General features: G+C 48.1%; 27 protein-coding genes. 8 read left to right on the forward strand and 19 right to left on the reverse strand.

What is annotated here, in order from left to right:
- Positions 1 to 8 precede the first annotated feature (8 nt).
- Complete coding sequence (locus D6M16_RS12455) at positions 9 to 500, forward strand: MarR family winged helix-turn-helix transcriptional regulator (RefSeq protein ID WP_120512207.1); 492 nt, start codon at positions 9 to 11, stop codon at positions 498 to 500.
- A gap of 6 nt (positions 501 to 506) precedes the next feature.
- Here the strand turns inward: D6M16_RS12455 and D6M16_RS12460 are convergent, their stop codons facing one another.
- From D6M16_RS12460 to hisC, 13 genes are all read right to left on the reverse strand, one after another.
- Positions 507 to 1,823 carry a DUF2254 domain-containing protein gene (locus D6M16_RS12460; protein WP_120512208.1) on the reverse strand — a complete coding sequence of 439 codons (1,317 nt, stop codon included), beginning with the start codon at positions 1,821 to 1,823 and terminating at the stop codon, positions 507 to 509.
- 196 nt (positions 1,824 to 2,019) lie between these two features.
- Positions 2,020 to 2,553, reverse strand: a complete 534-nt coding sequence (locus D6M16_RS12465) for an ASCH domain-containing protein (protein ID WP_120512209.1) — start codon at positions 2,551 to 2,553, stop codon at positions 2,020 to 2,022.
- A 26-nt stretch (positions 2,554 to 2,579) separates the two neighbouring features.
- Positions 2,580 to 3,410: a patatin-like phospholipase family protein gene (locus tag D6M16_RS12470; protein ID WP_120512210.1), complete on the reverse strand. Its 831-nt coding sequence runs from the start codon at positions 3,408 to 3,410 to the stop codon at positions 2,580 to 2,582.
- 75 nt (positions 3,411 to 3,485) lie between these two features.
- Positions 3,486 to 4,205 (reverse strand): SAM-dependent methyltransferase, encoded by a 720-nt coding sequence (locus D6M16_RS12475; protein WP_120512211.1) that lies wholly within the window; start codon positions 4,203 to 4,205, stop codon positions 3,486 to 3,488.
- 21 nt (positions 4,206 to 4,226) lie between these two features.
- Positions 4,227 to 4,748: a GNAT family N-acetyltransferase gene (locus D6M16_RS12480; protein ID WP_120512212.1), complete on the reverse strand. Its 522-nt coding sequence runs from the start codon at positions 4,746 to 4,748 to the stop codon at positions 4,227 to 4,229.
- Positions 4,749 to 4,876: 128 nt separating this feature from the next.
- Positions 4,877 to 5,395: a hypothetical protein gene (locus D6M16_RS12485; RefSeq protein ID WP_120512213.1), complete on the reverse strand. Its 519-nt coding sequence runs from the start codon at positions 5,393 to 5,395 to the stop codon at positions 4,877 to 4,879.
- A gap of 95 nt (positions 5,396 to 5,490) precedes the next feature.
- Positions 5,491 to 6,528 carry a S66 family peptidase gene (locus tag D6M16_RS12490; protein ID WP_120512214.1) on the reverse strand — a complete coding sequence of 346 codons (1,038 nt, stop codon included), beginning with the start codon at positions 6,526 to 6,528 and terminating at the stop codon, positions 5,491 to 5,493.
- A 189-nt stretch (positions 6,529 to 6,717) separates the two neighbouring features.
- A complete protein-coding gene (locus D6M16_RS12495) occupies positions 6,718 to 7,566 on the reverse strand; it encodes an NAD-dependent epimerase/dehydratase family protein (RefSeq protein ID WP_120512215.1) in 849 nt (282 codons plus the stop codon).
- Between the two features lie 276 nt (positions 7,567 to 7,842).
- Positions 7,843 to 8,301, reverse strand: a complete 459-nt coding sequence (locus D6M16_RS12500) for an NTF2 fold immunity protein (protein ID WP_240435611.1) — start codon at positions 8,299 to 8,301, stop codon at positions 7,843 to 7,845.
- 145 nt (positions 8,302 to 8,446) lie between these two features.
- Positions 8,447 to 8,902 carry a hypothetical protein gene (locus D6M16_RS12505; protein ID WP_240435612.1) on the reverse strand — a complete coding sequence of 152 codons (456 nt, stop codon included), beginning with the start codon at positions 8,900 to 8,902 and terminating at the stop codon, positions 8,447 to 8,449.
- 133 nt (positions 8,903 to 9,035) lie between these two features.
- Positions 9,036 to 9,518, reverse strand: coding sequence for a MazG-related protein (locus D6M16_RS12510; RefSeq protein WP_120512217.1), 483 nt, complete (start codon positions 9,516 to 9,518; stop codon positions 9,036 to 9,038).
- A 1,184-nt stretch (positions 9,519 to 10,702) separates the two neighbouring features.
- On the reverse strand, positions 10,703 to 11,488 hold the full coding sequence (locus tag D6M16_RS12525; protein WP_120512219.1) for an ABC transporter substrate-binding protein: 786 nt from the start codon (positions 11,486 to 11,488) through the stop codon (positions 10,703 to 10,705).
- Positions 11,489 to 11,521: 33 nt separating this feature from the next.
- Positions 11,522 to 12,607: a histidinol-phosphate transaminase gene (gene hisC, locus D6M16_RS12530; protein ID WP_120512220.1), complete on the reverse strand. Its 1,086-nt coding sequence runs from the start codon at positions 12,605 to 12,607 to the stop codon at positions 11,522 to 11,524.
- Between the two features lie 182 nt (positions 12,608 to 12,789).
- Here hisC and D6M16_RS12535 point away from each other — a divergent pair, with 182 nt between their 5' ends.
- The gene (locus D6M16_RS12535) at positions 12,790 to 13,674 is read left to right on the forward strand and encodes a LysR substrate-binding domain-containing protein (protein ID WP_120512221.1); all 885 of its coding nucleotides are present in this window, start codon (positions 12,790 to 12,792) and stop codon (positions 13,672 to 13,674) included.
- On the opposite strand, the gene D6M16_RS12540 is transcribed toward D6M16_RS12535, so the two are convergent.
- The 3 genes from D6M16_RS12540 to D6M16_RS12550 form a co-directional block, all read right to left on the reverse strand.
- Positions 13,666 to 14,754: a hypothetical protein gene (locus D6M16_RS12540; RefSeq protein WP_205576887.1), complete on the reverse strand. Its 1,089-nt coding sequence runs from the start codon at positions 14,752 to 14,754 to the stop codon at positions 13,666 to 13,668. The genes D6M16_RS12535 and D6M16_RS12540 overlap by 9 nt on opposite strands.
- Positions 14,755 to 14,803: 49 nt before the next feature.
- Positions 14,804 to 15,853, reverse strand: a complete 1,050-nt coding sequence (locus tag D6M16_RS12545) for a hypothetical protein (protein WP_120512223.1) — start codon at positions 15,851 to 15,853, stop codon at positions 14,804 to 14,806.
- Between the two features lie 298 nt (positions 15,854 to 16,151).
- Positions 16,152 to 16,430 (reverse strand): hypothetical protein, encoded by a 279-nt coding sequence (locus D6M16_RS12550; RefSeq protein ID WP_240435613.1) that lies wholly within the window; start codon positions 16,428 to 16,430, stop codon positions 16,152 to 16,154.
- 209 nt (positions 16,431 to 16,639) lie between these two features.
- On the opposite strand from D6M16_RS12550, the gene D6M16_RS12555 reads away from it, so the two are divergent.
- Positions 16,640 to 17,218, forward strand: coding sequence for a glutathione peroxidase (locus tag D6M16_RS12555; protein ID WP_162941019.1), 579 nt, complete (start codon positions 16,640 to 16,642; stop codon positions 17,216 to 17,218).
- 163 nt (positions 17,219 to 17,381) lie between these two features.
- Entirely contained in the window at positions 17,382 to 18,359 is a 978-nt protein-coding gene (locus D6M16_RS12560; RefSeq protein WP_120512224.1) for a hypothetical protein, read from the forward strand.
- Positions 18,360 to 18,452: 93 nt separating this feature from the next.
- Here the strand turns inward: D6M16_RS12560 and D6M16_RS12565 are convergent, their stop codons facing one another.
- A complete protein-coding gene (locus D6M16_RS12565; RefSeq protein ID WP_162941020.1) occupies positions 18,453 to 18,905 on the reverse strand; it encodes an AraC family transcriptional regulator in 453 nt (150 codons plus the stop codon).
- A 168-nt stretch (positions 18,906 to 19,073) separates the two neighbouring features.
- On the opposite strand from D6M16_RS12565, the gene D6M16_RS12570 reads away from it, so the two are divergent.
- A complete protein-coding gene (locus D6M16_RS12570; RefSeq protein ID WP_120512226.1) occupies positions 19,074 to 19,454 on the forward strand; it encodes a PH domain-containing protein in 381 nt (126 codons plus the stop codon).
- 45 nt (positions 19,455 to 19,499) lie between these two features.
- On the opposite strand, the gene D6M16_RS12575 is transcribed toward D6M16_RS12570, so the two are convergent.
- On the reverse strand, positions 19,500 to 20,168 hold the full coding sequence (locus tag D6M16_RS12575) for an alpha/beta hydrolase (RefSeq protein WP_120512227.1): 669 nt from the start codon (positions 20,166 to 20,168) through the stop codon (positions 19,500 to 19,502).
- A gap of 111 nt (positions 20,169 to 20,279) precedes the next feature.
- Between D6M16_RS12575 and D6M16_RS12580 the strand changes: the two genes are divergently transcribed.
- The 3 genes from D6M16_RS12580 to D6M16_RS12590 are packed head-to-tail and all read left to right on the forward strand — an operon-like array spanning position 20,280 to position 22,502.
- Positions 20,280 to 21,029, forward strand: coding sequence for a CPBP family intramembrane glutamic endopeptidase (locus D6M16_RS12580; protein ID WP_120512228.1), 750 nt, complete (start codon positions 20,280 to 20,282; stop codon positions 21,027 to 21,029).
- Positions 21,030 to 21,057: 28 nt separating this feature from the next.
- Positions 21,058 to 21,693, forward strand: coding sequence for an HAD family hydrolase (locus D6M16_RS12585; protein WP_120512229.1), 636 nt, complete (start codon positions 21,058 to 21,060; stop codon positions 21,691 to 21,693).
- A 44-nt stretch (positions 21,694 to 21,737) separates the two neighbouring features.
- Positions 21,738 to 22,502, forward strand: a complete 765-nt coding sequence (locus D6M16_RS12590; RefSeq protein WP_120512230.1) for a class I SAM-dependent methyltransferase — start codon at positions 21,738 to 21,740, stop codon at positions 22,500 to 22,502.
- 46 nt (positions 22,503 to 22,548) lie between these two features.
- Here D6M16_RS12590 and D6M16_RS12595 read toward each other — a convergent pair whose 3' ends face one another.
- Positions 22,549 to 22,884, reverse strand: a complete 336-nt coding sequence (locus D6M16_RS12595; protein WP_120512231.1) for a tRNA-binding protein — start codon at positions 22,882 to 22,884, stop codon at positions 22,549 to 22,551.
- Positions 22,885 to 22,915: the final 31 nt, after the last annotated feature.

Consider the following 22,915-nt stretch of genomic DNA (forward strand, 5'->3'; position numbering starts at 1 on the left):
CTAACCCTATGCAAGATCATGTCGATAAACTATTGATTCAATGGCAGGAGCACCGGCCAGATTTGGATTGTTCCCCTATGGGGATCATTGGCCGTATGTATCGTGCCCACAGAATAATGACAGACAGTATCAATGCTGTTTTCAAAGACTACGGACTGAGCCAGGTTGAGTTTGATATTCTGGCCTCACTGCGCAGAGCCGGCGAACCCCTTACACCCACCCAGCTTTATCACACCGTGATGCTGTCTTCTGGTGCGATGACAGCCAGACTGGATAAGCTGACCGACAGAGGATTGATCTATCGTCAGCCGAGTGACGATGACAGGCGCAGCTGTAAGGTATGGCTAACAGATGAAGGGCAGGCACTGGTTGATAAAGCCGTCACGGCCCATGTCGCCAATGAACATCAGATGCTGACGGCATTGGATAAAGACGAACAGGCACAGCTGGCAGGTTTACTGCGAAAATGGCTTTTGGCTAATGAATCGGCATTGAAATAACATCAGTCAGCACTGTCGTATTTCATCAAGAATCGCCTGATACCGCTGTTCAACATCAGCCAGATCCTGTGCTTCATTCAGACTATCATGACTGGATCGCAGGATCATATCAGCCTGGCGACGAACAGCATGCTGCTGCTCACTCGTTCGGCAATGACTGGCAATCCGGCTAAGGCTTTCAAGCAGCCGGATAGTCACCGCCGTATCCGATTTGCCATGCTGACGAATCTGATCAAAGGCGGCATTGAGTATCCCGGTAAACGTCAGAGGCGGTTCTTCCAGCCGCAACTGTCCCTCATCGTCAAACCAGCGTGCAGAATGAAATGACCGGCCTGTCAGTGAGCAAAGTATTGCACTGAGTCTGTCGACGCAGGTCATGGCTGTAAAGGGGTCATTGATACCCGGCGACAATGCTCTGACGGCCACTTCAACCAATTGATAAACTGCAAATTCGGGGTCTTGTTCCGGAGTGCGCAATTTACCGACAATCATACAATCGCGAAGCTGCGTATCCAGATCTTCTTCCGGCTCAGTATCAGAGTGCACAACCGCGATTGAACCATCTTTGACGATAAACTCCCCGGCCCGGTAACCCAGCTCAATCCGGCAATCAAACTGCTGCGCGAGCTGACATAAACATTGTCTGTCTAGGGCTTGCAGGTAACCTTCACTGTCTGCCGTGACCACATGATGAAAGATCCTGGTTAGATTGCGATCAGTCTGAAAGGGTTCTGGATCAGATTCACCAAGCTCATCTGGAAAAAATTGTTCAATGTACTGATTCAGCTCCTCATACACGCTATTTACGACATTATCCGCCTGAATCGAGGTGGCCACATGGTGAATGAAATAAATCAGAACTGCGACATTCAACATGGCCAGTAACAAGGCCAGATTGACCGCAATGCGGGGAACGAACTCATTGCCATTGGAATAGGTCACACTGCTTAAGACAAGCAGGCAATAGATAAACGTCGCTATGAAGGTGCCAAGCACATACTGATTGCCGGGATCGCGCATAAAATTTCGCAGCAAGCGGGGACCAAACTGAGACGAAGCCAGCGTCAATGCCACTATGGTGATTGAAAAAGCCACCCCGGCTACCGTCACCATGGAACCCGCAATCGTCGACAGCACGCTGCGGGCGCCCTCTGCACCTCCCGTAAAGCCAATATCAGGCAAAACCAGAGAAAAGTGCACCAGCTGCTTATCCAGGGTAACAACAATCCGCGCCAGCCCGATGGCAATGATCACCATCATAGCAGGGACGAACCAGAAACTGCTCCTTACCGCTTCCCAACGATTTAACCAGTGTGTTTTCATGCCTGCCCTGCCGTAAAGATGAAGCACCTGACTGGCCAGACAACTCAATGCGCGTATCAGAAACAACTTTGAGATCGGCTGGCATTAAAGGCGGGCAGAGATATTTGCCCGCTGTGATAAAGATAGCAGAGCAGAAAAGTAAACCTCTGATAACAGGCTTAAAGCCAGCGCGGCTTAAGGCTGATCGTTGCAGAGATCAGGCAGGTTGTGTCCAAACGGTTCGAAAATGCTCCAGAACCAGCACAGTGTCCTCGCTCATCTCAATACCCAGCTCTTCGCACTCGGTGCTGAAAAACTGCCAGTGCGCATCACGCCACCAGCGCAACGATTTGTCACCCTCTCCTTCAGCGGCCGCAAACTCAGCGGTCACATCGCTGAACCGGGCTTCTGTCACCCGGGTAATTTGCGTGATAGCAACTGGCGCTCCTTCCCAGTCAGTGACCACCTGTAAATGACCGACCTGCGGCATTGGTTCTGGCCCTTGTTCACCGCCGGTCTGATACCAGTATTTCATACTGCAGCTGGCTTGTTTTTCCCCTTTTCGTACCAGTTCAGCACAAATGTCTGCATTGTCTTTGTCTGTACAGAAATAATCTGCACTGACACTTGGGATGACCGGTATTTCAGCTTCCGGTAAAGTCACCAAATACGCCGACAGGCAGTCGGCCGCCCGGGAAGAAAGCTGAAATTCTTTCGCTAATGTTGCCGGTGCAAAGTTGCTAAAAATCATGATTTCCCTATCGTGATAAACGTTGCTTATCGCCCGGCGAGCGCCGCCGCCAGGCCCATCTGATAGCCGGTATCTAACCGTTTTTTGTCTGTGGTAATACGCCCGACATCAAACTCTGCCGGCGGTGCTATCACATGAATTCGGCAGTCTTCAGGCGGATTCTCAATAAACGCAATGGCGTTATTGTAATTGTCGGCGCGCTTCATCATCACCCGCGCCAGCTCAGGGGTATCTGCCAGCATACGGCGGAGGAACCAACCCGTTTTGCTGGGTTTCTTCCGGTAACCTAAAGGACGTGACAAAATCACCGTGATTTCCCGGGCACCCATTTGATAGGCTTGAATGACAGGAATGGAGTCGGCTACCCCGCCGTCTGTCATGGCATCGCCATTCAGCAACGGATAATCCCGGTACGCTACCGGCACAGAGCAAGAAGCTTTCAGCAGTTGTTCAAGATTAGCTGCCGTGGCTTTCGTATAAACCGCCTCTCCTGTTGAGACCTGAGTAGTGACTACGTACAAAGGAATGGGTTGTGCGTCAAATGCATCCAGATCCAAACGGATTTCATTGATAGTGATCTCCCACAGCCAGTCGAGATCCAACCAGTGTCCGCCGCGCACAAATTTACGCAAACTGATAAATTCAGGGCGGCAGGAGTAATCTGTGATCACTGTGTAATTTCGGCCATGCTGATTGGCCAGCCAGGCCGCCAGATTGGTGGAACCCGCCGAGACACCGATGCAAAAATCAAAGGGACGATAATGCTGCTCTAAAAATCCATCCAGCACCCCGGCGGCAAAAATACCCCGCATCGCGCCGCCTTCAACAACCAGTGCATGAGGTTCAGCCGCTGCCATTCTTCTCTCCTCTCAGACCAGATCTGACTAAGCACAGGCTATAACAACAGCCAGTGCTTATGCCACAGGTTCGGATTAGCCCTTGTTCTTGATGAACAAATAGAATCCAAATCCCATCGTGTCGCGGCCAAACTGGTGGTAATAAGCATTCCACTCACGAACCGCATCACGCTTTTGACGGGCTGCCTCATCCTCAGGATTGGCCATCACAGCACGTTCTGCTTTGAGTCGAAAACAACCTTCAAAATGATCCCACTCATCCTGGTTACTGGTGGCGGCATACACAGTTGCCAGACCATGAGATTCAGCCAGAGACATATTGCCCTGGTGATCGTAATAGATCCCGATCGGTTCACCAATGAAGTCCAGATACGCCTGGGCCGGCGGTTGCTTCCAATAGGCTTCGCCAATCAGCAACTGACCATGGGGTTTCAACCATTGCTGCATTTGAGTCAGTGCTGCCGGATAACCAGCATCCCCTTCACCAAAGGCATGGGTCGATCCCATACAGATAGCCACATCATATTGAGTCGCTATCGGGTACGCTTTTGCGTCAGCCACTTCAAATGTCACTCTATCGGCCAATCCCATCGCCTCTGCTTTCGCATTGGCGGCAGCAATGCAGGTCTCCGAAATGTCCAGTCCCAGACAGTGTGCCCCTGTCGCGCTGGCAAGACGAAGTAATAATTCCCCTTCCCCACAGCCAATATCAATCACATGACTGTCCGTATGAAGATTCAGTATCTCGATCAGTCGATGTGCTTTTTCTAAACTGAGCGGGCTGTTAAATAACATGCAATGTCCTTATATCACTATTTACCCTGAAACAGGCTGTTTCGGGGTATCTAATACCAGCTGGTAAAAATCCAGATCCAGCCAGCGCTCAAACTTGTAGGCTGCTTGCTTTATCGTGCCCGAGTATTCGAATCCCAGCTTTTTATGCAGGGCGATACTGCCGGTGTTTGTCGAATCTATCCCGCCCACCAGCACATGGTAATTCTGCTCACGGGCCGCCTGAATCAGGGCATCCATCAGCTTGCGTCCCAAGCCTTTGCCTTGGTGCTGCGGGTGTATATATACAGAGTGTTCGACAGAATATTTAAATGCAGCCCATGCACGGAAGGTACCGTAACTGGCAAACCCCATTAACTCACCGGCATCATTTTCAATCCCAATCACAGGAAACTGATTGGCCGTTTTGGTGGCAAACCAGGTTTGCATGATGTCCATCGTACGGGGCTGGTATTCGTAAAGTGCGGTGGTGTTAAGAATGGCATCGTTGAAAATAGCCAGAATGGCTTCGCCATGTTTTTCATAGGTACAATGAACAAACTGCATCATCCCTCCTGATGATCACAATACTCGGCAATCATTGCCTTCAGTCAGGCAGATACTTTACCACTAACTTTTCCCGGGTTAAGCGAAAATTTCAGAAAAACAGCCAGGTTACAGGCAAAAGCCATTGCTTAATGCCCCACGACAAGATAATTGGCCGCCAGTAAAAGCAGTAAAGAGATCGCAATTAACCAGGCAGAGAACACGATTTCATGATAGGCCTTAGTCAGCAGATCATTTTTATGCTGATTGCTCTGATACACGCGTTGCCATGTTTCGTAACAGCGCACCACGGCCAGGTGAAGATTGTCATTCGCACCTTGTTGCTTTATTTCTTCCAGCCAGTTATTCGGTAAATGCACACCATACACATCTGTTGGCCTGAGCAGGCGAAACAAAAAGCTCCAGGCGGAAATCAAACCCAGGTAGGTAACCGCCACGGCGATAGCTGCGAGCCAGGCAATGGCGTGCTGAGGAGGGACAAACAAAGAAGAAGCAATAAACACCAGAACCGTAAACCCTGTGATGACAGCAGAATGCAATCCAAGCAGACGGGCCGCTTTTTCTTCAAGATACCGGGCGCGGCACTGTTCATCTGATAAAGCCGTGCGAACATGGTGATACAACACGGCCATGTTGTCTTCTCTCATAGCATCAAGGCTTACCTGTTGGCTGTCAATCCGTTCCTGAGAGTATAGACGCTATAGCAGGGTAAAAAGTATCAGTCACTTGCCGCTCTTCTGTATTACTTCAGTGTCTGTTGCACCCAAGCTTTGCCATCAGTGATATGCACTTTTGCATAAGCGCCGTTCATTAATGGCATGTTCGGTGCCAGATGGCCAATATCCGCGTCAAGGATGACAGGTACAGCCAGATCGCCCAGCACTTGCTGAATAACCTCAGAGTGTGACAGTGATTTACCGTGACCGAGCGGCGAACCATCCCGGCCGAAAATAACCCCATTGACGGCATCAAACACACCATTGAATGTCATTGCCATCAGCAGGCGAGCCATCGCAGTGGGTGATAACTCGGCATTTTCCAAAAACAGAATCAGGCCATCCTGAGCATACTGCACTTTCATCTGCGGCAGATTCAGATATTCGGTACCCGATAGCAGGCCAACCGTATCCAGACAACCGCCTATCAGCCGGCCCGAAAACGCAACTGATTCCGCCGCATCATTGACCGATAACGCCGTCCATTGTGTAGGCTGAGTGAAAGAGAAGCTTGCCTCGGGCTCTTTGGCATAATTGGCCGATGCCACTTCATAGCAAGACGATTGCTGGAGCGTAAGAGATTCACCGGCAGGCAGACTGAGCAAAGAAAAAATCGCGCTATTGAGCGGATCTGTCACACCAGCATGAAGCTGCATCAGGTTCGCACAATGCAGGCTGGCCCAATCACAACGTGCCGTTAGTACAGACGAGATAGTACTGATATCTGAAAAGCCAATCAGCCACTTAGGTTTGGCATGGCGCAGTAAGTCCAGATCCAGCAATGGCAACAGTTCCATCGCCAGTTCGCCTCCCCAGGGCGGCAAAATGGCATCAACGCGATCATCTAACAAAAACGCCATCAACTCTTTGGCTCGTATTGTCGCCGGTGCACTGACATGGCCGGTATTTTCCCGCAAGCATTGCCCTTCCAGCACTTTAAATCCTCTGTCACGCAAACCCTGGATAACCAGATCAAGGCGCACATGAAAATCGTCAGGGACACCTGCCGATAATGCTGTTACTGCTATTGTACAACCGGGAACCAGTGGGGAAGGATAACGCATAGGGCCTCTCTTAACCGCATTGAACAGAAGCCCACACACTACGACAGAAGAAAATTAAATCAAGTCAATTCAATAACTAATAAATAACACATTAATACTTTATCCCATTGCTACCCTGTTCGCAGGCGCCCAAAAAACCATGTGTTTACATGTCGTCGGCATCACTTTGTTGTGCTGGTAATACAGACATCAGGGGTGGTCATGAGCAGGCGTGATCCGCGTCTGGGACAGGTACGCTGACAAGCGGTTTATCGGTTCAAAATCCGGGGTTATCGGTACACTTACATTCATGGTTTCCACTTCCAGCACCTCTTCGCCGTATTGTTTAAGAAAAGTGGGTAATGACAAGCATTTCACGCCCTCTGCCCAGCCATACTTCACCAGCATGTCAGCCAGATCTTCAGGGCTGTAGCGTTTTTCCTCAGCCAAAAAATAAAACGGTGCCAGCGTATCCTGTTCAATTAAGGTCACGTGAAAAGCGGCCAGATCATCAAGATGGGCGGCATAATACAGACCGGAAGACGGGATCAAAACAGGAATGCGAAGACTTTCACGACGGTTCAGAGAGGTATGGATCGGACATTCCTGCCCACCGTACACCAGCGTCGGCACAAAAACCGGCGTCCAGCCCAGTGCTATGGCTTCTTTCAGCGCAGGTACATCTTTTTCTGCCGCCGACAGGGGTTCAAACTTTAGTTCATCGGAAGAGCATTGATCCGCACAGCCAAACACTTCGATACCCGATGTATACAGCTTTCTGGCATTAGGCTTTGCAAAGCGCTCAAGGCTGTCCATCAGTTCAGAGAAATCCGGTGGCTGCTTTTCCTGCGCATAAGGTGCCATGACAGGTCTGGCACAACAGATCACGGCATCAAACTTCCCGGCCATGTGCTCATCCTGCAGAGCAAGCGGGATGGCCAGCGGGTTATCCTGCTCAGGATGCTGGCTAAGTGCAAAAACCTGATAACCATGATCAATAAGATGCCGTACCACATAGCGTCCGAGCACCGAATTTCCCCCTGCGACTAATACCTTCATCTCTCCTCCTGACAGTCAGACGTCCCATGCATGCCAGTCTACACACTCTGAAAAAAGCTGTCTGTTTTCTTGTCCTTAAGTTATAAGCATAGACGGTTGGGGGAAAGGTTTTGGCTTTGGGGAACTGGGAAAATTTATCCTTCACTTCCGCGACAAGCGGGAATCCATACAGCGAGTATGATTTTTAAGGCTGGGTTACATAGTGAAGCGGTAGCACAACAAGCAAAAAGCCGACGAAGTTTTCAGCGCTCCCCTTGCCGCAACTTGTTAGGTGCTTTACAACCCAGGGTATTTCCCTTCGGAGTCTACATAGTCAACTGCTTCTAAGTACCATCTTCCTTCATACTTAGTTAGACGATACTCATAGTCAGAAACAAACCCAAATGACCCCGTATGCTTTGTGGTAATAAGTGCTTTATTGCCTTCAACTTTTTCAGAGTGAATTACTTCATTTTCTGGGTCGTGAGATGAGTCCGAGCCAAAGGCTATGGGTTCGCCTACAAAACCCTTGAAACAGTACTTAGAAAGTATGTTGTTTTGATAAAGCTCTTTTGCCTTTTTCATAGCTTCGCCGGTGTATTCGACTTCTGCCTCTGAAAGGCTATGTGCTTCGTCATTCCATTTTTCGAAATCAGCAATAAAAGATTGAACTAGAGATTTAGGTGAGTCCATGTTGTTTCCGTATGACAATGTAGAGAATAGTGCCATAAATATTGTGAGAATTTTATTCGACATTCGGATTATCCTGACGTGCTCATGCATCTAACGCCCGCTTAAGTGGTGAGCAACTCTACCACAACACTCAATTATTACACCGTAGACACTAAAGCCGACTCAAACCAAAACCGCCGAGCGTTGCGAATCCGTCTTAAAGCGTTTGTTAAATGCACAGTTTCGATGCACTTTCAGTGTTCTCATCGTACTCCCAAAGCTCGACATCATTTGGGATTAAGTGCTTATAAGTACGGATATAATATTGGACTAAAGTTTCGTTTCTCTTGGCACTGAAATCACGAAGAACAAACATGATTTTTCTGAAATCGGCTGGAGCCGTATAAAAGTAATACATTGCTTCATTCCAAACCGTCAATTTCGCACTAGGAACATTACCACCTGTTGTCCATTTATGAGCCTTACACTCGACAATGATCTGTTGTTCAATACAACCGAGGTCGAACGCATGTTGTTTCTTCAAGTTTGAAACTCCGACTTCAACTTTCAGGTTGGGAACAAGTTCTATGCCTTGGCTCAGAAAATATTTTGATGCAGCAGATTCGAACTCACGACCTACGTGAGCATTGGATTTTGAGCCTATTCTCTGAAACGGTTTATCCATAACTTCCTCGTGCATTTAACGCCCAATTAAGGTGTGAAGCACGCGACCACGACACTTAATTTGACCGCCGTAAACACCAAACTTAACCCAAACCAAAAATTCCAAGCGTGCTGAATCACTCTTAAATTGTTTGTTATGGCGCTCCACTCAACGTTAGCTCTTGTATGTCAATTTGGTCTACTTCCCTGCCCAATATCCGCTTGTACTCTACTAAACGATGAACTGGGATAACTGGCAACTCGATACCTTGATAATCTTTAATAACTGATTCTGAAAAGTAAATTTCAAGCTGGTGCCAAGAGCCATCTTGATGTGATTGTATCTTAGTATGTTCAGACAAACCGATTTCAATTTTTTGATTTTGGTAAACCAATTGGAAATACTCTAGATCCCAACCATATTCGGCATAATGAGTTAACGGTTTGGATATGTATTTTGCTACATGCGGTAGCACTTTGTCTGCGTCTGAGTTTCTAATATAAAGATCTATATCTGCGATTTCCCGACTTCCACCATGAATAGTTGCCGCTAATCCACCTACTATTTGATACTCCACACCCTCTGCATCCAAGATCTCTTTGAGCCAATGCAAGGCTACTTTAACTTTATCACTCATCTAGTTCCCTTAGCTGAATTTTGCCCTGCGCCATAACGCCGCGTTAAGTAGTGAGCAACGCTACCACCTAACCTAAACCGTTGCCCCGTAAACACAAAAACTGACTTGAATTAAAAATGCCAAGCGTTGTGAATCTGCCTTAAACGCTTTGTTATGCATATTCACACTTATCACCTAGAAAATCACCCTTGGCATTCCACGCAAGAAAATTGCTTTGTAATTTAGAGAATTCGTTAAACAAAGCGCCCAGCCGATTCAAATCTCTAGGCTCAAGCTGTATGCAAAACTCTGATATATGACTGTAGGGTAAAGGAGAATTATTGCAGAACCTAATTTGAAGTGCACATTGCCCTCGAGGACTCACCATAAATGCCCTAAGACGAAAATAATGCGCAAAGTTGTCCTCTTCTCTTTCCGAGCCTACTTCATACAGAAAAACGTCTTGTGGATGACGCGGAAAGCCTCTAGACCTTTAGCGATTTCCATCAGATCAGAGGCATTATTATAGAGTTCAAACCTTGTGCTTTGCGTACCATTTGAAATATCCCACAAAAGCTGTAGGTGATATGGTTCTTCATAAGGAACTCTTTCTATTTTTAAGAAATATTCCATTTTTACCCTTATATGCATAACATTTTATTCAACGACACCATGTCGTATAACTCTTTCAATCAAAAATCACTTAAGCATTTGATTTTATTTAACTAACCACACTTAACCAGATAAGTATATCAGTAAGATACATGACATCATGTTGTGTATCTTACTCAATTGCCTGATGCTACCCAATTGATATTATTTGTTTTTCTGTATTTCATGACTTACACCAAAAATCAGCCACGTATAAGCTAATGAGAAAAACGACATCGGTCACTTACCCAGCACAAAGAAACCACAGAATTGCACTCGCCGCATGGATTTTCGCTTGCGCGGGAATGAAAATAAATCATTGAATTACAATTAATTTAATCAGGTTTGACGTGTGCTTAAAAAGCAGAAATGAGAAGTTCGATACTGCCTCTCCCCCAGGGAAAAATTCAGGACGAATTTTTAGGTTGTCGGCGCCGGGAGCGCCTACAACCGGCCCGGACCACACCAAAGAACAAAAAAGCATTTCTGGGTACTCTTTGGGCTGACAAAGAGTACCTGGCGCGCGGAGTTCAAGGCTCATTGTTGCCACAGATTTAAAGCGCGACAAACTCACCGTAAATATCAAACTTAAAGTACTTACCGGCAATCCGGTCATACGTGCCATTTTCGCGGATGGTCTGAATGGCCTTGTTGAATTTATCCGCCAGTGCTTTATCTGTTTTACGCAGGGCCAGGGCAGTTCCTTCACCAATGTAGGCTTTGTCTGTGACCGCTTCACCGACAAACTCGTAATCCTTACCCTGCTCTTTGTCCAGGAAAGCCAGCGCAAGCTGATCGGAGTTACCAAATGCCGCATCAAGACGGCCGGTCGACAAATCCAGATACACTTCGTCCTGACCGGTATAGCGTTGAATTTTCGCTACATCGCCATACATGTCGGTGACGTATCTGTCATGAATAGTACCCAACTGAACACCGATTTTTTTCCCTTCCAGGCCGGCTTTATCTATGCTGATGCCTGCATCGTTACGCGCCACAAACCGGGCCGGAGTTTGGTAGTACTTATCGGTAAACAATACGCGTTGCTTACGCTCTTCTGTAATACGCATGGATGCCATAATCGCATCTGATTTACGGGCTAACAGCGAGGGGATCAGGCCGTCCCAGCTCTGCGTGACCCACACGCAGTCCAGCTTTGCTTCCTGGCAGAGTGCATCGGCGATTTCAATATCAAACCCTTTTGGAGTGCCGTTCGCATCTTTGTAGTTAAATGGCGGGTAAGTAAAATCGGATGCTAAACGTACCGGTTTTTCTGCTGCCTGTACGTTCGCCATCATTGCTGTTGCCAGGATCAGACCCAGACCTAGTTGCTTTTTCATTGTTATCCCCTCTTACACTGTCGTGTTTATTCTTTAATTTAATGGATACGCTTTTAGCGCATCCAGTGTTTCTTGCATGCTGGTTCGGGTACCGATAGAAATACGGACACAGCGAGCCAAGCGCGGATCATGAGCCTGATTACGGGTTACTATGCCTTTTTGCAGCAGATACTGGTAGAGGCAGTCATCGGTACTGAATTTAACCAGCACAAAATTGGTTGAAGACGGATAGACCTTCTCGACAAAAGCCAGTCCGGACACTTCTTCAGCAAACCAGTTGCGAATGGAAACGAGTTCATCCGCCTGACGGCGCATGGCGGCCAGCCCGTCTTCCTGCAGCGCTTTTTTAGCAACCAACGCACTCGGATCCGCAATCGGGTAAGGAGGAATAAGCCGCGCAACATAATCCATCACACTTTGGTCAGCCAGCAAAAATCCCACTCGGATCGAAGCCAGTCCGAACGCCTTGGACATAGTGCGAATCACAACCAGATGCGGATATTCAGCAATCAGATTGACCACACTGGTGTGCGGTGCAAACTCAATATAGGCTTCATCAACCACCACCAGGGTGGAGTCTTTGCTCGCCTCAAGCAAAGCCACAATTTGCTCATGAGGAATCACGTTACCTGTCGGGTTATTCGGCGAGCATAAAAACAGAATTTTACTGTCTTTCAGGTGAGGGGTAATCGCCTCCACATTCAGGCTGAAATCTTCTGTCAAAGGCACTTTCACTGTGTTCACTGCAATCGAATTGGCACAGAACTCATACATCGCATAGGTGGGAGGACAGACAATAATTTGATCATTACCCGGCTGGCAGAACGTCCGAATCAATAAATCGATGCCTTCATCGGCACCACGCACCGCCAGCGACTCGCATGGCAGCGCTGCGCCACCCATAACATTCTCGCTGTATTGCAGATAGGCTTTTTCAATAACGTGCGGAAGAAAATCAGGATAACGATTGTAACTCTCTGATTCGCCGTAACGCTCACTCTGTTCCAGCTCGTTAGCATTCAGCCAGATATGTCCTTTACCGCCGATGCGGCGAGCAGACTGATAGGGTATGAGGTTTTTTACTACCTCTGGAACTAATTTCGTAGCTAGCGACGTCACAACACACCTCTTCGCAATGCATGAATAACAAAATTAAACCCAGATTTACGATTAAACATTCAACCTGAGAGTCTTTATATTTTCCTTTTACATAAATTAAACAAATAAATTTGAAATAAGAATCGAAAAGTCGGCATACTAGCTATGAGAAAAACGCATGGCTTAAGAGGTTTGATTGACTGATGCGCTTACCATCCACCCGTGAACTTCAGGCTTTCCTGATAACCGCTGAATACTTAAACTTTACAACGGCCGCCAAGCACCTGAATGTTACACAGGGTGCCGTCAGCCGCCAGATTCTGGCATTGGAAGAACAATTGAAAGTCAGACTGTTTCAGCGCCATGCCCGCGGGCTGACGCTGACAAGCAAAGGGCATGCATTTTTACCTATGGTGCAACATGTCATGACCCAACTGCAAAAAGCCGTCGATCAGGTATCCAATGAAAAGCAGCAAATCAAACTCAAAGCACCCAGCTGTATTACCTCCTGGTTGCTGCCAAAACTGATGTCATTTCAGCAGGCCCATCCTGATATTGATGTCGAGTTAACTTCCGCCATCATGCACAGTGTAAACTTCACGACAGAACCATTCGATGCCGCCATTTGTTACGACGAGCAGCCGCCCCACAAAGAAGTAAAAGCATTCCGCCTGTTTGATGAATATTTATCCCCTATGTGCTCGCCTGCGCTGTTTCAGCACGACCAGTTGCCTGTGTCGCCCGAACAGCTGAGCCAGCACACCTGGCTGCATGCCACACCACAGCATACTGACTGGCGACTCTGGCTGACGCATATGAGTTATACGGGCAGGCACGCTATTCAGAATCAGCGGTTTGCCACCCTGGACCTGACGGTAAGTGCTGCCATTCAGGGTTTCGGTATCGCGGTCGGCGACGTGGAACTGGCCAGGCAGGATTTAGATACCGGCCGGTTAATCATGCCCTGCCCGCAAAGCGTGGCGTCGGGTAAGCGTTACTATCTGGTTCGTCCGAACGTCACCCCTAACGCCTCCCTGTCCTTGCTGTTTGACTGGATACTCAGTGATATTCCGTCAGCCTCAGTCTGAGGCGGCGGACTGCAAAAACTGCATGCGCTGCTGCTCTTCTGGTGAGGGTGTGTATGGCTCATCACTCAAAAGAGACGCCTCTATAGTGCCCAGAGACCAGATAGGTTTCTGGCTGATGCCGTATTCAGCTTGTTCTCCGGGAAAGCCCGACATTTTTTCAATCTGAAACGTTCGCAGCTCATAGTCATGCGCGCCAGACAGGACACTGTTGTGCGCTTTCAGTGTGATCGTATGCTCCCCTGTGGAAAGCGTTTGCCTCGTGCTCAGAACGGCAACAGGCTTACCGCTCACTGTATAAAGATTGGCTCTTACCCGGTATATCCCATCACGTTTGACAGACAAAGTGACCGGAATATTCACATCCGCACGATCTGAAGCAGGTTTGGCAACGGCAACGACTTCTGCAACCGGCACGTAATAACGAAAGTCAGCGGTGAGGATGTCAGAGCCGGTTGCGAAGTGAATGTTAGCTCTGGCACGAATTTCTGACGGCCAGCTCTCGTCAGGTTCAATGAGTATTTTATTACCCAGGGATTGTTCAGCGGCCAGCGTTTGATGAGTGTTGACATCAATCAGCTCTACAGACACCGACTCAATCGGCAGACTGCTCTGCACAGTTAATTGAACAGGGTCAGGATAAAAATGCCGGAAGGAATTCAGAGTTAACGATGCAGTATGATTGCCGTCCATGACGGGAGCCTGCACAGGTAAATACCGATTCGGCTCAAGCCATTGGGTGTCCTGAGCCGACAGCGGCCTGGAATATGGCGGATACACCAGCTCCGAGGCATATGCGCTTGAAATCAGCGCAAACTGCTCACTCATATCAACAGGCAGCCTTATCTTTTTCTGCTCAGTGGCCGCTTCACTGCCGCTCTGTGCCTGTAGGTGGGGTTTCACTGATTCTGACTGGGCCGCGGCCGTCACAGACATGACCTGAATACCGGCCTTAGCCGTTGGCCTGACGGCAATCTGTGCAGATTCTGCATGCGTATGCTGAGCCGGCCAATCGCTATAGATGATAAACAGCAAAGCTGCTGTACCTGAAAGCACAGCAGCAAAAATCCTTTTCTTATCCATATCCAACCTGCTGAGAATGGCTTTGGCCTGCGCCAAAGCCATGACAAGATCATAAGAAGGAATGCACTATTTCTGACATAGTCAGGGTGTCTGATCCATCGACGTAACGGTAATAGGCGCCATTAAGCCAGTACCACTCATCGGTAGCACTTACGCGGACAACTTTTCCATCCAACAGGCTGACCTGATCCGCAGCCGTTGTAACTTGCCCTTCATGCTTATTGTTAATCAGGCCGCTGTGGCTATAGCCCTCCCCCATCAGTAACGGGTAGTGATAAGGCATAAACTGGCTGACGCCCCGAGACTGGGTAGCCAGCTTGCCGTTGTAGCCCACATTCACCGAGCAACTGTTGAAGTCCCCCGCGTTACTGGCACCACAGGAAGAATGGCTGGCCACAACCCCGTCATCATTGCCGGGCAGATAGCCTGACGTGACACCCAGGTAATCGCTGCTGTCGCCTGTAAAGCGGATTCTGGGTACGCGACTGTCCGGCAAAGCCGCAAGCTGGCGCGCATTGGCAACGCGGAGATCATTCAATACGCCCGTATTATTACTGCTGGGCGTTTCTCCCAGCCATAAAGATACCGCGTATTTCAGCATGCTGTTCCACGTACCGCCGCCTTCAGCAACATTCACCGCAATATCACCTAATTCAGAACCGCCTCCGGCACCTGCAAAATCAAGTGTGGCAACAATGTTAAGTGGTTCCAGGCCGGCATTTTCCAGCCAGTTCGCCTGGTTATCAATCAGATAGCGTGTCACCAGATCACCCGTTGAATGAGTAACAAACACGCATCCCGGTTTACACAAACCTTGCTGCGAGAAAGCTTTCAGCTTAGGCCACACGTAATCCGTCGATATTTTACCCGTAATCCGTTCCTGGGAAGGCCAGTCAATCCGGGCATCAGCACGGGATTGCCAATATTCCTCCCAGTACGAGGCACCGTCCAGCGTAACCTGTTCACTACCGGGTTTAGATTGCAACTGGCCAGGCTGGAAACCATGAACCAGAACGAGTTTGTAATCGCTCATCGCAGCCTGGGCAGAGCCGGCTGCAAGTAGCGATGCAACGGTGAGGTAGATAGAAAGTGTCTTCATAGTCATTCTTCATAGTTATCAATATTATGCTTGCATGTGATGCAACCATCAGTTCAGTTGCACAGCATCTAGTATTTGCGACTACGAGCATTTTTTTATCTTTCTAGTGTTATAAATTTGATCTAAATCATAACTTTTTTATAACAAAACAAACAGAAAACGCATAGAAATGCGCACTTTCGAAAGTTAAAGTGTTTGATAGTTTTTGAATTTGACTTATTTTTCAGAAGATTAAAGAAGACAAGGTGATTTAAACAGCGTTTGTCCTTGTCGATATCAGAAGACAGTGAAAAACAGATTATTTCACGCGCATTAAACGATGCTGGCAATCGCCTACTGTAAATTCAAGAACCTGAGAGCGCTTCATCAGCTCTACCTTACTCAGCATCTCTTCACTGTAACCTTTCTTGTTCATCCACTGGAGCGGCGTTGTAAAGCTATCTTCACTGACAATGAACGATTCATCCTGAAAGCGGCTTTCGCGAACATTAACGACCCAGATTCTCTGTTGAAAGTCCATCGCGGACCGAAAAGCAGCCAACAGACGATGCCACCGGTTGTTTGTTCGGGTATTCATACGACCTTCCTTAAATATTGTTTCTATCAATAACTGCCACACGGTAAAGCTTGTCTGCCGGATTGCAAGACTTAGTGCATCAATTCTTACTGCATGCCAAATAAACCTGATGAATGTCTCGCAATGCTGCGATAAGACGTTAGAATTTATCAACATACAGCTTTAAATAGTCCATCGGCTGTGGCTGATTCACACGACAGGATTCACTTATGCTCCGCTCAATGACTAAACACCTGATTTTGGCGACTGTTATTAGCTCGGCGGCAGCGACCTTCACTACTGTGCAAGCCGCTGAACCGCAATGCCCGCCTCTGTTAAACCACCAGTTCACTAAACTGAACAGTACTGATTCCGTAAATTTATGCCAGCAATTTCAGGGACAGGTTCTGCTGGTAGTGAACACCGCCAGTCAGTGTGGCTTCACCCCTCAGTACGAAGGGCTTGAAACTTTGTATCAGACTTACAAAGATCAGGGGTTTGCCGTTATCGGTTTCCCGTCTAATGACTTCTTTCAGGACAGAGGCAATGAAGAAAACACGGCAAAAGTCTGCTATCTGGATTACGGGGTGACGTTTCCCATGATGAATCGCAGCGCTGTGCGTGGCAGCGATGCAAACCCTGTTTTTAAGCAACTGACTGAGGATTCAGGCATCACGCCCAAATGGAACTTCTACAAATATCTGGTCGATCGTAATGGCAAAGTATTCACTGTTTTTGCCAGCACCACCAAGCCAGACGATCCTAAGCTGACGCAAAGTATTGAACAATTACTGACGCAAACTCAGTAACCAGACTGTCTGTTTCTGGCCTGCTGCAACTTTTTTCTATGACCCGTATCGCAGCAGGTCAACGCTTTGCCATTTTCCTGCTTATTTTTGATTTCACCCCTTGTTCTTTCACGAACAACCTGCGATCTTATCGCCATTAATTACGTTCCATCGCACCTTAACCATGTCAGGACACACCATCAAAGGCATCCCTTTAATTCAGGCTTCAGCCCTGTCTCTCATTACGCTTTCCGTTATTTACCCGTTATCTGCACTGGCTGGCAATCGCTCAGAACTCAGTACTGAACAGATGTGTTCACAAGTGGGTCATATTGAGCTGGCAGCATTAACGCCGGCAGACCGGGAAGCTTACCTGCTAGCTCAGGCTGATAACACACTGTATCAAGTGTGGGAAATAGCAGAGAAGGTATCAGCGGGGTCAACTTACCACCTGACAGAAAAAAATCAGCTTACGCTGCAGCTCATCTGCGAAGGCGGATTCGCGCCAGCAGAAGAGATGTATGCCGTGCAGGATGCGTTCGATCATTGGCAAAATAACCAGCCATTCACCTTTGATTTGTGCCAATACATCACTAGCGGTGTTGGCTCGGCATTCTGTGCCAATCGGTTTGCCGGTGAACAACAAATTGAAAGAAAGCAGCGACAGGATTCCGCTATCCGGCAGCTTTCTGTTGCTCAGCAGCAGACCATCAAAAATGCGGTCAGAATGGCAGAGGACTTCTTTGAGCACAGAGCCATGCACGAAGAGCTTCACAGTGGCAGCAGTCATACGGCTTTTCGCATTGAATCAGTGGCGAATCAAAACGACAGATACCTGTCACAAATTCTGGACACCTTAGCGGGAAGTCAGCCAGAAGACATTCCATCGTTAGATGAAGCCGACTCCACATTAAGCCAGACTTATGACAGCCTGATTCAGCGCCTCAAAATGGGCCCGATTGAAGACTTTAACCTTCAAGTCACCGCTAAAGATGTTGAAAGTGTTCAGCGAGCCTGGCTGATTTACAGAGAACAAACCGCCAGCATGCTGGCTTCTCTTAACGCTAATCTGTCCGTTCAGGACTGGCTGGGGATACTGACGGCAGAACGCAACCGGCAGTTATCTGAAATACTGGAATATATGGATTTAGATACGCACTGATCTGTTCTGATTCATTGCCGGCCGATATTCAGTTCCAGCCACCAGCCCCGAGATTTCATCGGGGTTGGTAGCTGAGATCCCATCAGTAGTAACCTACTTAACCGGAATGCAGAAACTGGTGTCACAAATATCATTTTCTTCATCAACACTGTGGTATAGCTCAAAACACGGCCGTTCATAATCGAATTGGATATGGTTATCTGCCGCTATCTCCTGATGCAGTTGTTGCCAGTACATGCCGTATTGCGTCTTATCCGTGACCTGTTTACGTAACGTTGCGTAATCGCCACCCGGTAAATGAGTCAGTGCAATCGCGCCTTCCACTTGGGTGCCTTCAGGCACAGTGATACCAACACGGGTGCGGCATTCCTGCGGTGGCGTATTCTCCACATCATCAAGGTAGACAAAAATACACTGCCCTCCTTGCAGCCCTTGCTGAGCCGCCCAGCCAAACAAGGTACCTAATGCAGGATCATAATTCTCACCGTATGGCCCCTTTACCTCGACATAAGCCAGCCAGTTCGCAGACAATTTTTCCTTTTGCATTATCATTCTCCAATTAAGGAATAACAAAAAAGCACTGTATAAATATACAAGTCGATTATGACCTGTCAATGTGCCGAACTGGTATATTTCTGCTTTGATGCGTATTGTTTAATCAGTGTCACACCAAGCACGTTACTGACTAAATCAATGATAAAAAAGGAAAACACAATGGGTCTACTGGATAAACTACTGGGCAATGCCGGCGAAATGGCGATTTCTGAAGCGACGGAAGAGCTTCAGATCATTCTGGGGCCCAATGAAAAGATTGAGCTGGCCTACAAACTCATAAGAGACATGTTGATCCTGACAGACTGCCGTTTATTGCTGATAGACAAACAAGGAATGACGGGGCGAAAAGTGGAATATCGTTCAATACCTTATAAAGCGATTACCATGTTTCTGGTTGAATCGACCGGCAACTTTGATTTAGATGCAGAGTTAAAAATCTGGATTTCAGGTCAGCATGATCCTTTGGGTATGGAATTTGGCAGCAAAACCAATATCTACCAACTACAAGGGCTGCTTGCCAGTAAAATTGCCGGGAAATAGTCCCGGCTCAGTCAGATCAATAACAGGCCGGGCGAATGAGCCAGGTTAACTATTCATCTTTAAGGTGTGCTTCAGCCAGTCTGCAATATCTTTCACCTGTTGCATGCACACCTGATGTTCCATGGGGTAAACCCGCCACTGAGGCTGAAAGCCCAGCTCCTGTAAATCTTCTACTGCCGCTTTCCCCATGGATGGCAGTACGACAGGGTCAAAACTGCCATGCATCACTTCAATCGGCAGGTGGCGATTAGCAAGCGCGACATCAATACTTTTCGAGGTTGGAAAGTAAGTAGACAGCGCCAGTAAACCGGCCAGCGGGTGGGGATAAGTTAATGCGGCCTGATAAGCCACCGCCCCTCCCTGAGAGAAACCGGCCAGAATAATCCGATCACTCGGAATGCCCCGCCCACGTTCTCGATCAATCAGATCCGCCACTTTTTCGGCAGATTCCAGCAGTTGTTCTTTGTCCAATCTCCTGCCGATACCCATTTCGAGAATATCGTACCAGGCCGGCATCACCATGCCGCCATTCACTGTCACAGGCAGTGATGGCGCATGAGGAAAAATAAAGCGAACTGGCGACGAAGCAGGTAACTTTAATTCAGGCAGAATGGCTTCGAAATCATGGCCATTTGACCCTAATCCGTGCAGCCAGATGACGGAAGCTGTGGGTTTGACCTTAGGGTTGACTTCAACACAGTCTAATTGAGGCATGATAAATTCCTTATCAATCAGTTCTGTTGCCCATGTTACGCAAGTTAGCGAATGCTGACCAGCACGCATTTATCATATACAATCAGATGCAAAAATTGAGCGAATGCAACAATGAATCCAGATAAAAATGGCTCACACGGTGACGATTTTCCTTTTTATAACGACAAACCCGTTGCCTTCAGCCCTCGCCAATGGCTGCTCCTTGTCATATTGGTCTTTGCCGGATTTGCGGTATTGATTACTCCGCTCCCTCTTTTTGCTACGCCTTCAGGGCAATTCATTCCTGCCATCCTGTTTTTTGCCATTCCCCTGTTGTACCTTGCCCGGATAGCACCCAACCGCTGGCGCGAAATCTTTCGCCCGATATCGTTCAATCACCTCAAATGGATGCTCGGTATTGGTCTGTTGAATGTGCTGGTCAGCGTTTTGATCGGCTTTATGGTCGTCAGACTTTTTGGCGCCAACCCTAATCAGGCCATGGCACAGTTGTCGGATATGTCGAACCTGGAAAGGGTTCTGTTTTATCTAAAAACCTTGCCGCAGCTATTTGGCGAAGAAGTATTCACAATCCTGCCTTTTCTGGCGCTGATGTATATTTTCTATTCCCACTGCCACTTATCAAGAACGCGCTCGATGATTCTGGCATGGGTGATCACCGCCGTTATGTTTGGTCTGGCGCATTTACCCACCTATGGCTGGAATATCTTACAATGTCTGCTCGTAATAGGAACAGCTAGGCTCGTGCTCTCCCTTGCTTACCTCAAGACCAAAAGTATCTGGGTATCGACCGGTGCCCATATTATCAATGACTGGATACTGTTCAGCGTAACGCTGTTTCTCGGTATATCCCCCCCTTCCTAAAACGCGATAGGTTCAGGAGACTGTATTAGTGAAACATGACATTCTGATTTTTGACCTCGACGGCACCCTCAGCGATCCCAAAGAAGGCATCGTTAAATCATTCAATTATGCCCTCGCTCATTTCGGGCGGCCTGAATTGCCCGAGGAAGAGATAGCCAGATACATTGGCCCGCCACTGGACAAAACCTTTATCGCGCTAACGGGCAGCCATGACTCACAGTTCATCGCCGATCTGGTGGCCCGCTACCGTGAGCGTTACGCCGACATAGGTTATTCGGAAAACCGGCTTTACGACGGCGTAAAAGACACCCTGCTTGCCCTGCACAACCAGAAAATACGTATGGGTATCTGCACATCAAAACGTGCTGATTTTGCGAAACAAATTCTGACGTTGTTTGGCCTGGAAGGCCTGTTTGAATTTATCAATGGTGGTGATGTCGGGATTGAAAAATGGCAGCAACTGCAAGACTTGCGGCAGCGATACACTATCAGTCAGCATTCGCTCATGATTGGCGACAGAGCGGTTGATCTGACAGCGGCTCACAAAAATGGCCTGCAGTCTGCCGGTGTGCTCTGGGGCTATGGCTCAAGAAAAGAGCTGGAAACTGAGCATCCCGCTTATATGTTTGAAACGCCAGCACAATGGCTGCAACTGATTCAATAACCGATAATCCTATTAGTATAGGCAAGTGCAAGGAATCATCTGCTATGACAGGGAATACAGAACGCTTTTCAGACCGGGTTGATGACTATCTGAAATATCGCCCAGGTTACCCACAGGCGTTGATCGAGACGTTAGTATCTCAAACCCATCTCGGTAGCCAGTCACAAGTTGCCGATATCGGTGCAGGTACCGGCATACTGACAAAGTTACTGCTTGAGCAAGGACTACAGGTGAGCGCCATTGAACCCAATGACGCCATGCGGCAGGCTGCTGATCACCAACTCGCCGATTACTCCGGGTATACCAGCTTTGCAGCACCTGCTGAACGCACAGGATTAGCTGATGCGTCGGTCGATCTGATCACCGCCGCCCAGTCTTTCCATTGGTTTTGCAATGCGCAAACCCGCACCGAGTTTCAGCGCATTGCAAAACCGGGGGCGCATCTCGCGTTAATCTGGAATCAGCGCAAGCTCTCCACGCCTATTCAGCAGCAGTATGATGAACTGCTGACCCGGTACGGCACGGATTACACCAGCATCAATCACATGAATCTGACCGACGGCGATCTCCGCCATTTCTTTGCCGATGGCCAGATGCAAACACTGACCTTTGCCTACCGGCAATATTTCGACTTAGACGGTTTTATCGGCAGAGTACGTTCCGCATCTTATTGTCCGCCACAAGACAGTACCGCTTTCCATGCGCTAACGGATGCCCTAACCGCATTATTTAACGCTCACCAGATCGGCGGGCAGATAATGTTTGACTACGACACCAATCTCTATCTGGGTAACATTCACAAACCATAAATCATCCACACGGCGGATACTGTATCCGCTGTCTGTCCCGAGCGCTTTATCCGAGCCGTGCACCAACAGGGATATCCTGATCCGGCACTGCCAGTACGACAGAACCATCCTCACGGTAGAATCCGGTCACCAGGCATTCTGACATAAAGGGGCCGATCTGCTTGGCCGGAAAGTTGACCACTGCCATTACCTTTTTACCCAGCAGTGTTGATGCGTCGTATAAGTCAGTAATTTGCGCACTGCTTTTGCGCTTGCCTATGTCCTCACCAAAATCCAGCCAGAGCTTAAACGCCGGCCGCCTTGCTTCCGGGAAAGCTTCAACGGCGATGATCTGTCCGACTCTGAGATCCACTTTTTCGAAATCCTGCCAGCAAATATCCATACTCTTTCCTGCCTAACTGTTTAAAAGAGGT

Origin of the sequence: Photobacterium salinisoli (assembly GCF_003614885.1) — a bacterium.
Lineage (GTDB): Bacteria > Pseudomonadota > Gammaproteobacteria > Enterobacterales > Vibrionaceae > Photobacterium > Photobacterium salinisoli.

Bases quoted from the DNA above. Each gene is read 5' to 3' on its own strand.
- D6M16_RS12535 (WP_120512221.1), top strand. From the start codon at position 12,790: ATGCGCTTACCATCCACCCGTGAACTTCAGGCTTTCCTGATAACCGCT.
- D6M16_RS12555 (WP_162941019.1), top strand. From the start codon at position 16,640: ATGCTCCGCTCAATGACTAAACACCTGATTTTGGCGACTGTTATTAGC.
- D6M16_RS12465 (WP_120512209.1), bottom strand. From the start codon at position 2,553: ATGATTTTTAGCAACTTTGCACCGGCAACATTAGCGAAAGAATTTCAG.
- D6M16_RS12480 (WP_120512212.1), bottom strand. From the start codon at position 4,748: ATGCAGTTTGTTCATTGTACCTATGAAAAACATGGCGAAGCCATTCTG.
- D6M16_RS12525 (WP_120512219.1), bottom strand. From the start codon at position 11,488: ATGAAAAAGCAACTAGGTCTGGGTCTGATCCTGGCAACAGCAATGATG.
- D6M16_RS12580 (WP_120512228.1), top strand. From the start codon at position 20,280: ATGAATCCAGATAAAAATGGCTCACACGGTGACGATTTTCCTTTTTAT.
- D6M16_RS12455 (WP_120512207.1), top strand. From the start codon at position 9: ATGCAAGATCATGTCGATAAACTATTGATTCAATGGCAGGAGCACCGG.
- D6M16_RS12500 (WP_240435611.1), bottom strand. From the start codon at position 8,301: ATGTCGAATAAAATTCTCACAATATTTATGGCACTATTCTCTACATTG.
- D6M16_RS12565 (WP_162941020.1), bottom strand. From the start codon at position 18,905: ATGCAAAAGGAAAAATTGTCTGCGAACTGGCTGGCTTATGTCGAGGTA.
- D6M16_RS12550 (WP_240435613.1), bottom strand. From the start codon at position 16,430: ATGAATACCCGAACAAACAACCGGTGGCATCGTCTGTTGGCTGCTTTT.
- D6M16_RS12510 (WP_120512217.1), bottom strand. From the start codon at position 9,518: ATGAGTGATAAAGTTAAAGTAGCCTTGCATTGGCTCAAAGAGATCTTG.
- D6M16_RS12485 (WP_120512213.1), bottom strand. From the start codon at position 5,395: ATGAGAGAAGACAACATGGCCGTGTTGTATCACCATGTTCGCACGGCT.
- D6M16_RS12505 (WP_240435612.1), bottom strand. From the start codon at position 8,902: ATGGATAAACCGTTTCAGAGAATAGGCTCAAAATCCAATGCTCACGTA.
- D6M16_RS12460 (WP_120512208.1), bottom strand. From the start codon at position 1,823: ATGAAAACACACTGGTTAAATCGTTGGGAAGCGGTAAGGAGCAGTTTC.
- D6M16_RS12595 (WP_120512231.1), bottom strand. From the start codon at position 22,884: ATGGATATTTGCTGGCAGGATTTCGAAAAAGTGGATCTCAGAGTCGGA.
- D6M16_RS12545 (WP_120512223.1), bottom strand. From the start codon at position 15,853: ATGAAGACACTTTCTATCTACCTCACCGTTGCATCGCTACTTGCAGCC.
- D6M16_RS12475 (WP_120512211.1), bottom strand. From the start codon at position 4,205: ATGTTATTTAACAGCCCGCTCAGTTTAGAAAAAGCACATCGACTGATC.
- D6M16_RS12560 (WP_120512224.1), top strand. From the start codon at position 17,382: ATGTCAGGACACACCATCAAAGGCATCCCTTTAATTCAGGCTTCAGCC.
- D6M16_RS12495 (WP_120512215.1), bottom strand. From the start codon at position 7,566: ATGAAGGTATTAGTCGCAGGGGGAAATTCGGTGCTCGGACGCTATGTG.
- D6M16_RS12570 (WP_120512226.1), top strand. From the start codon at position 19,074: ATGGGTCTACTGGATAAACTACTGGGCAATGCCGGCGAAATGGCGATT.
- D6M16_RS12470 (WP_120512210.1), bottom strand. From the start codon at position 3,410: ATGGCAGCGGCTGAACCTCATGCACTGGTTGTTGAAGGCGGCGCGATG.
- D6M16_RS12590 (WP_120512230.1), top strand. From the start codon at position 21,738: ATGACAGGGAATACAGAACGCTTTTCAGACCGGGTTGATGACTATCTG.
- D6M16_RS12490 (WP_120512214.1), bottom strand. From the start codon at position 6,528: ATGCGTTATCCTTCCCCACTGGTTCCCGGTTGTACAATAGCAGTAACA.
- D6M16_RS12540 (WP_205576887.1), bottom strand. From the start codon at position 14,754: ATGGATAAGAAAAGGATTTTTGCTGCTGTGCTTTCAGGTACAGCAGCT.
- D6M16_RS12575 (WP_120512227.1), bottom strand. From the start codon at position 20,168: ATGCCTCAATTAGACTGTGTTGAAGTCAACCCTAAGGTCAAACCCACA.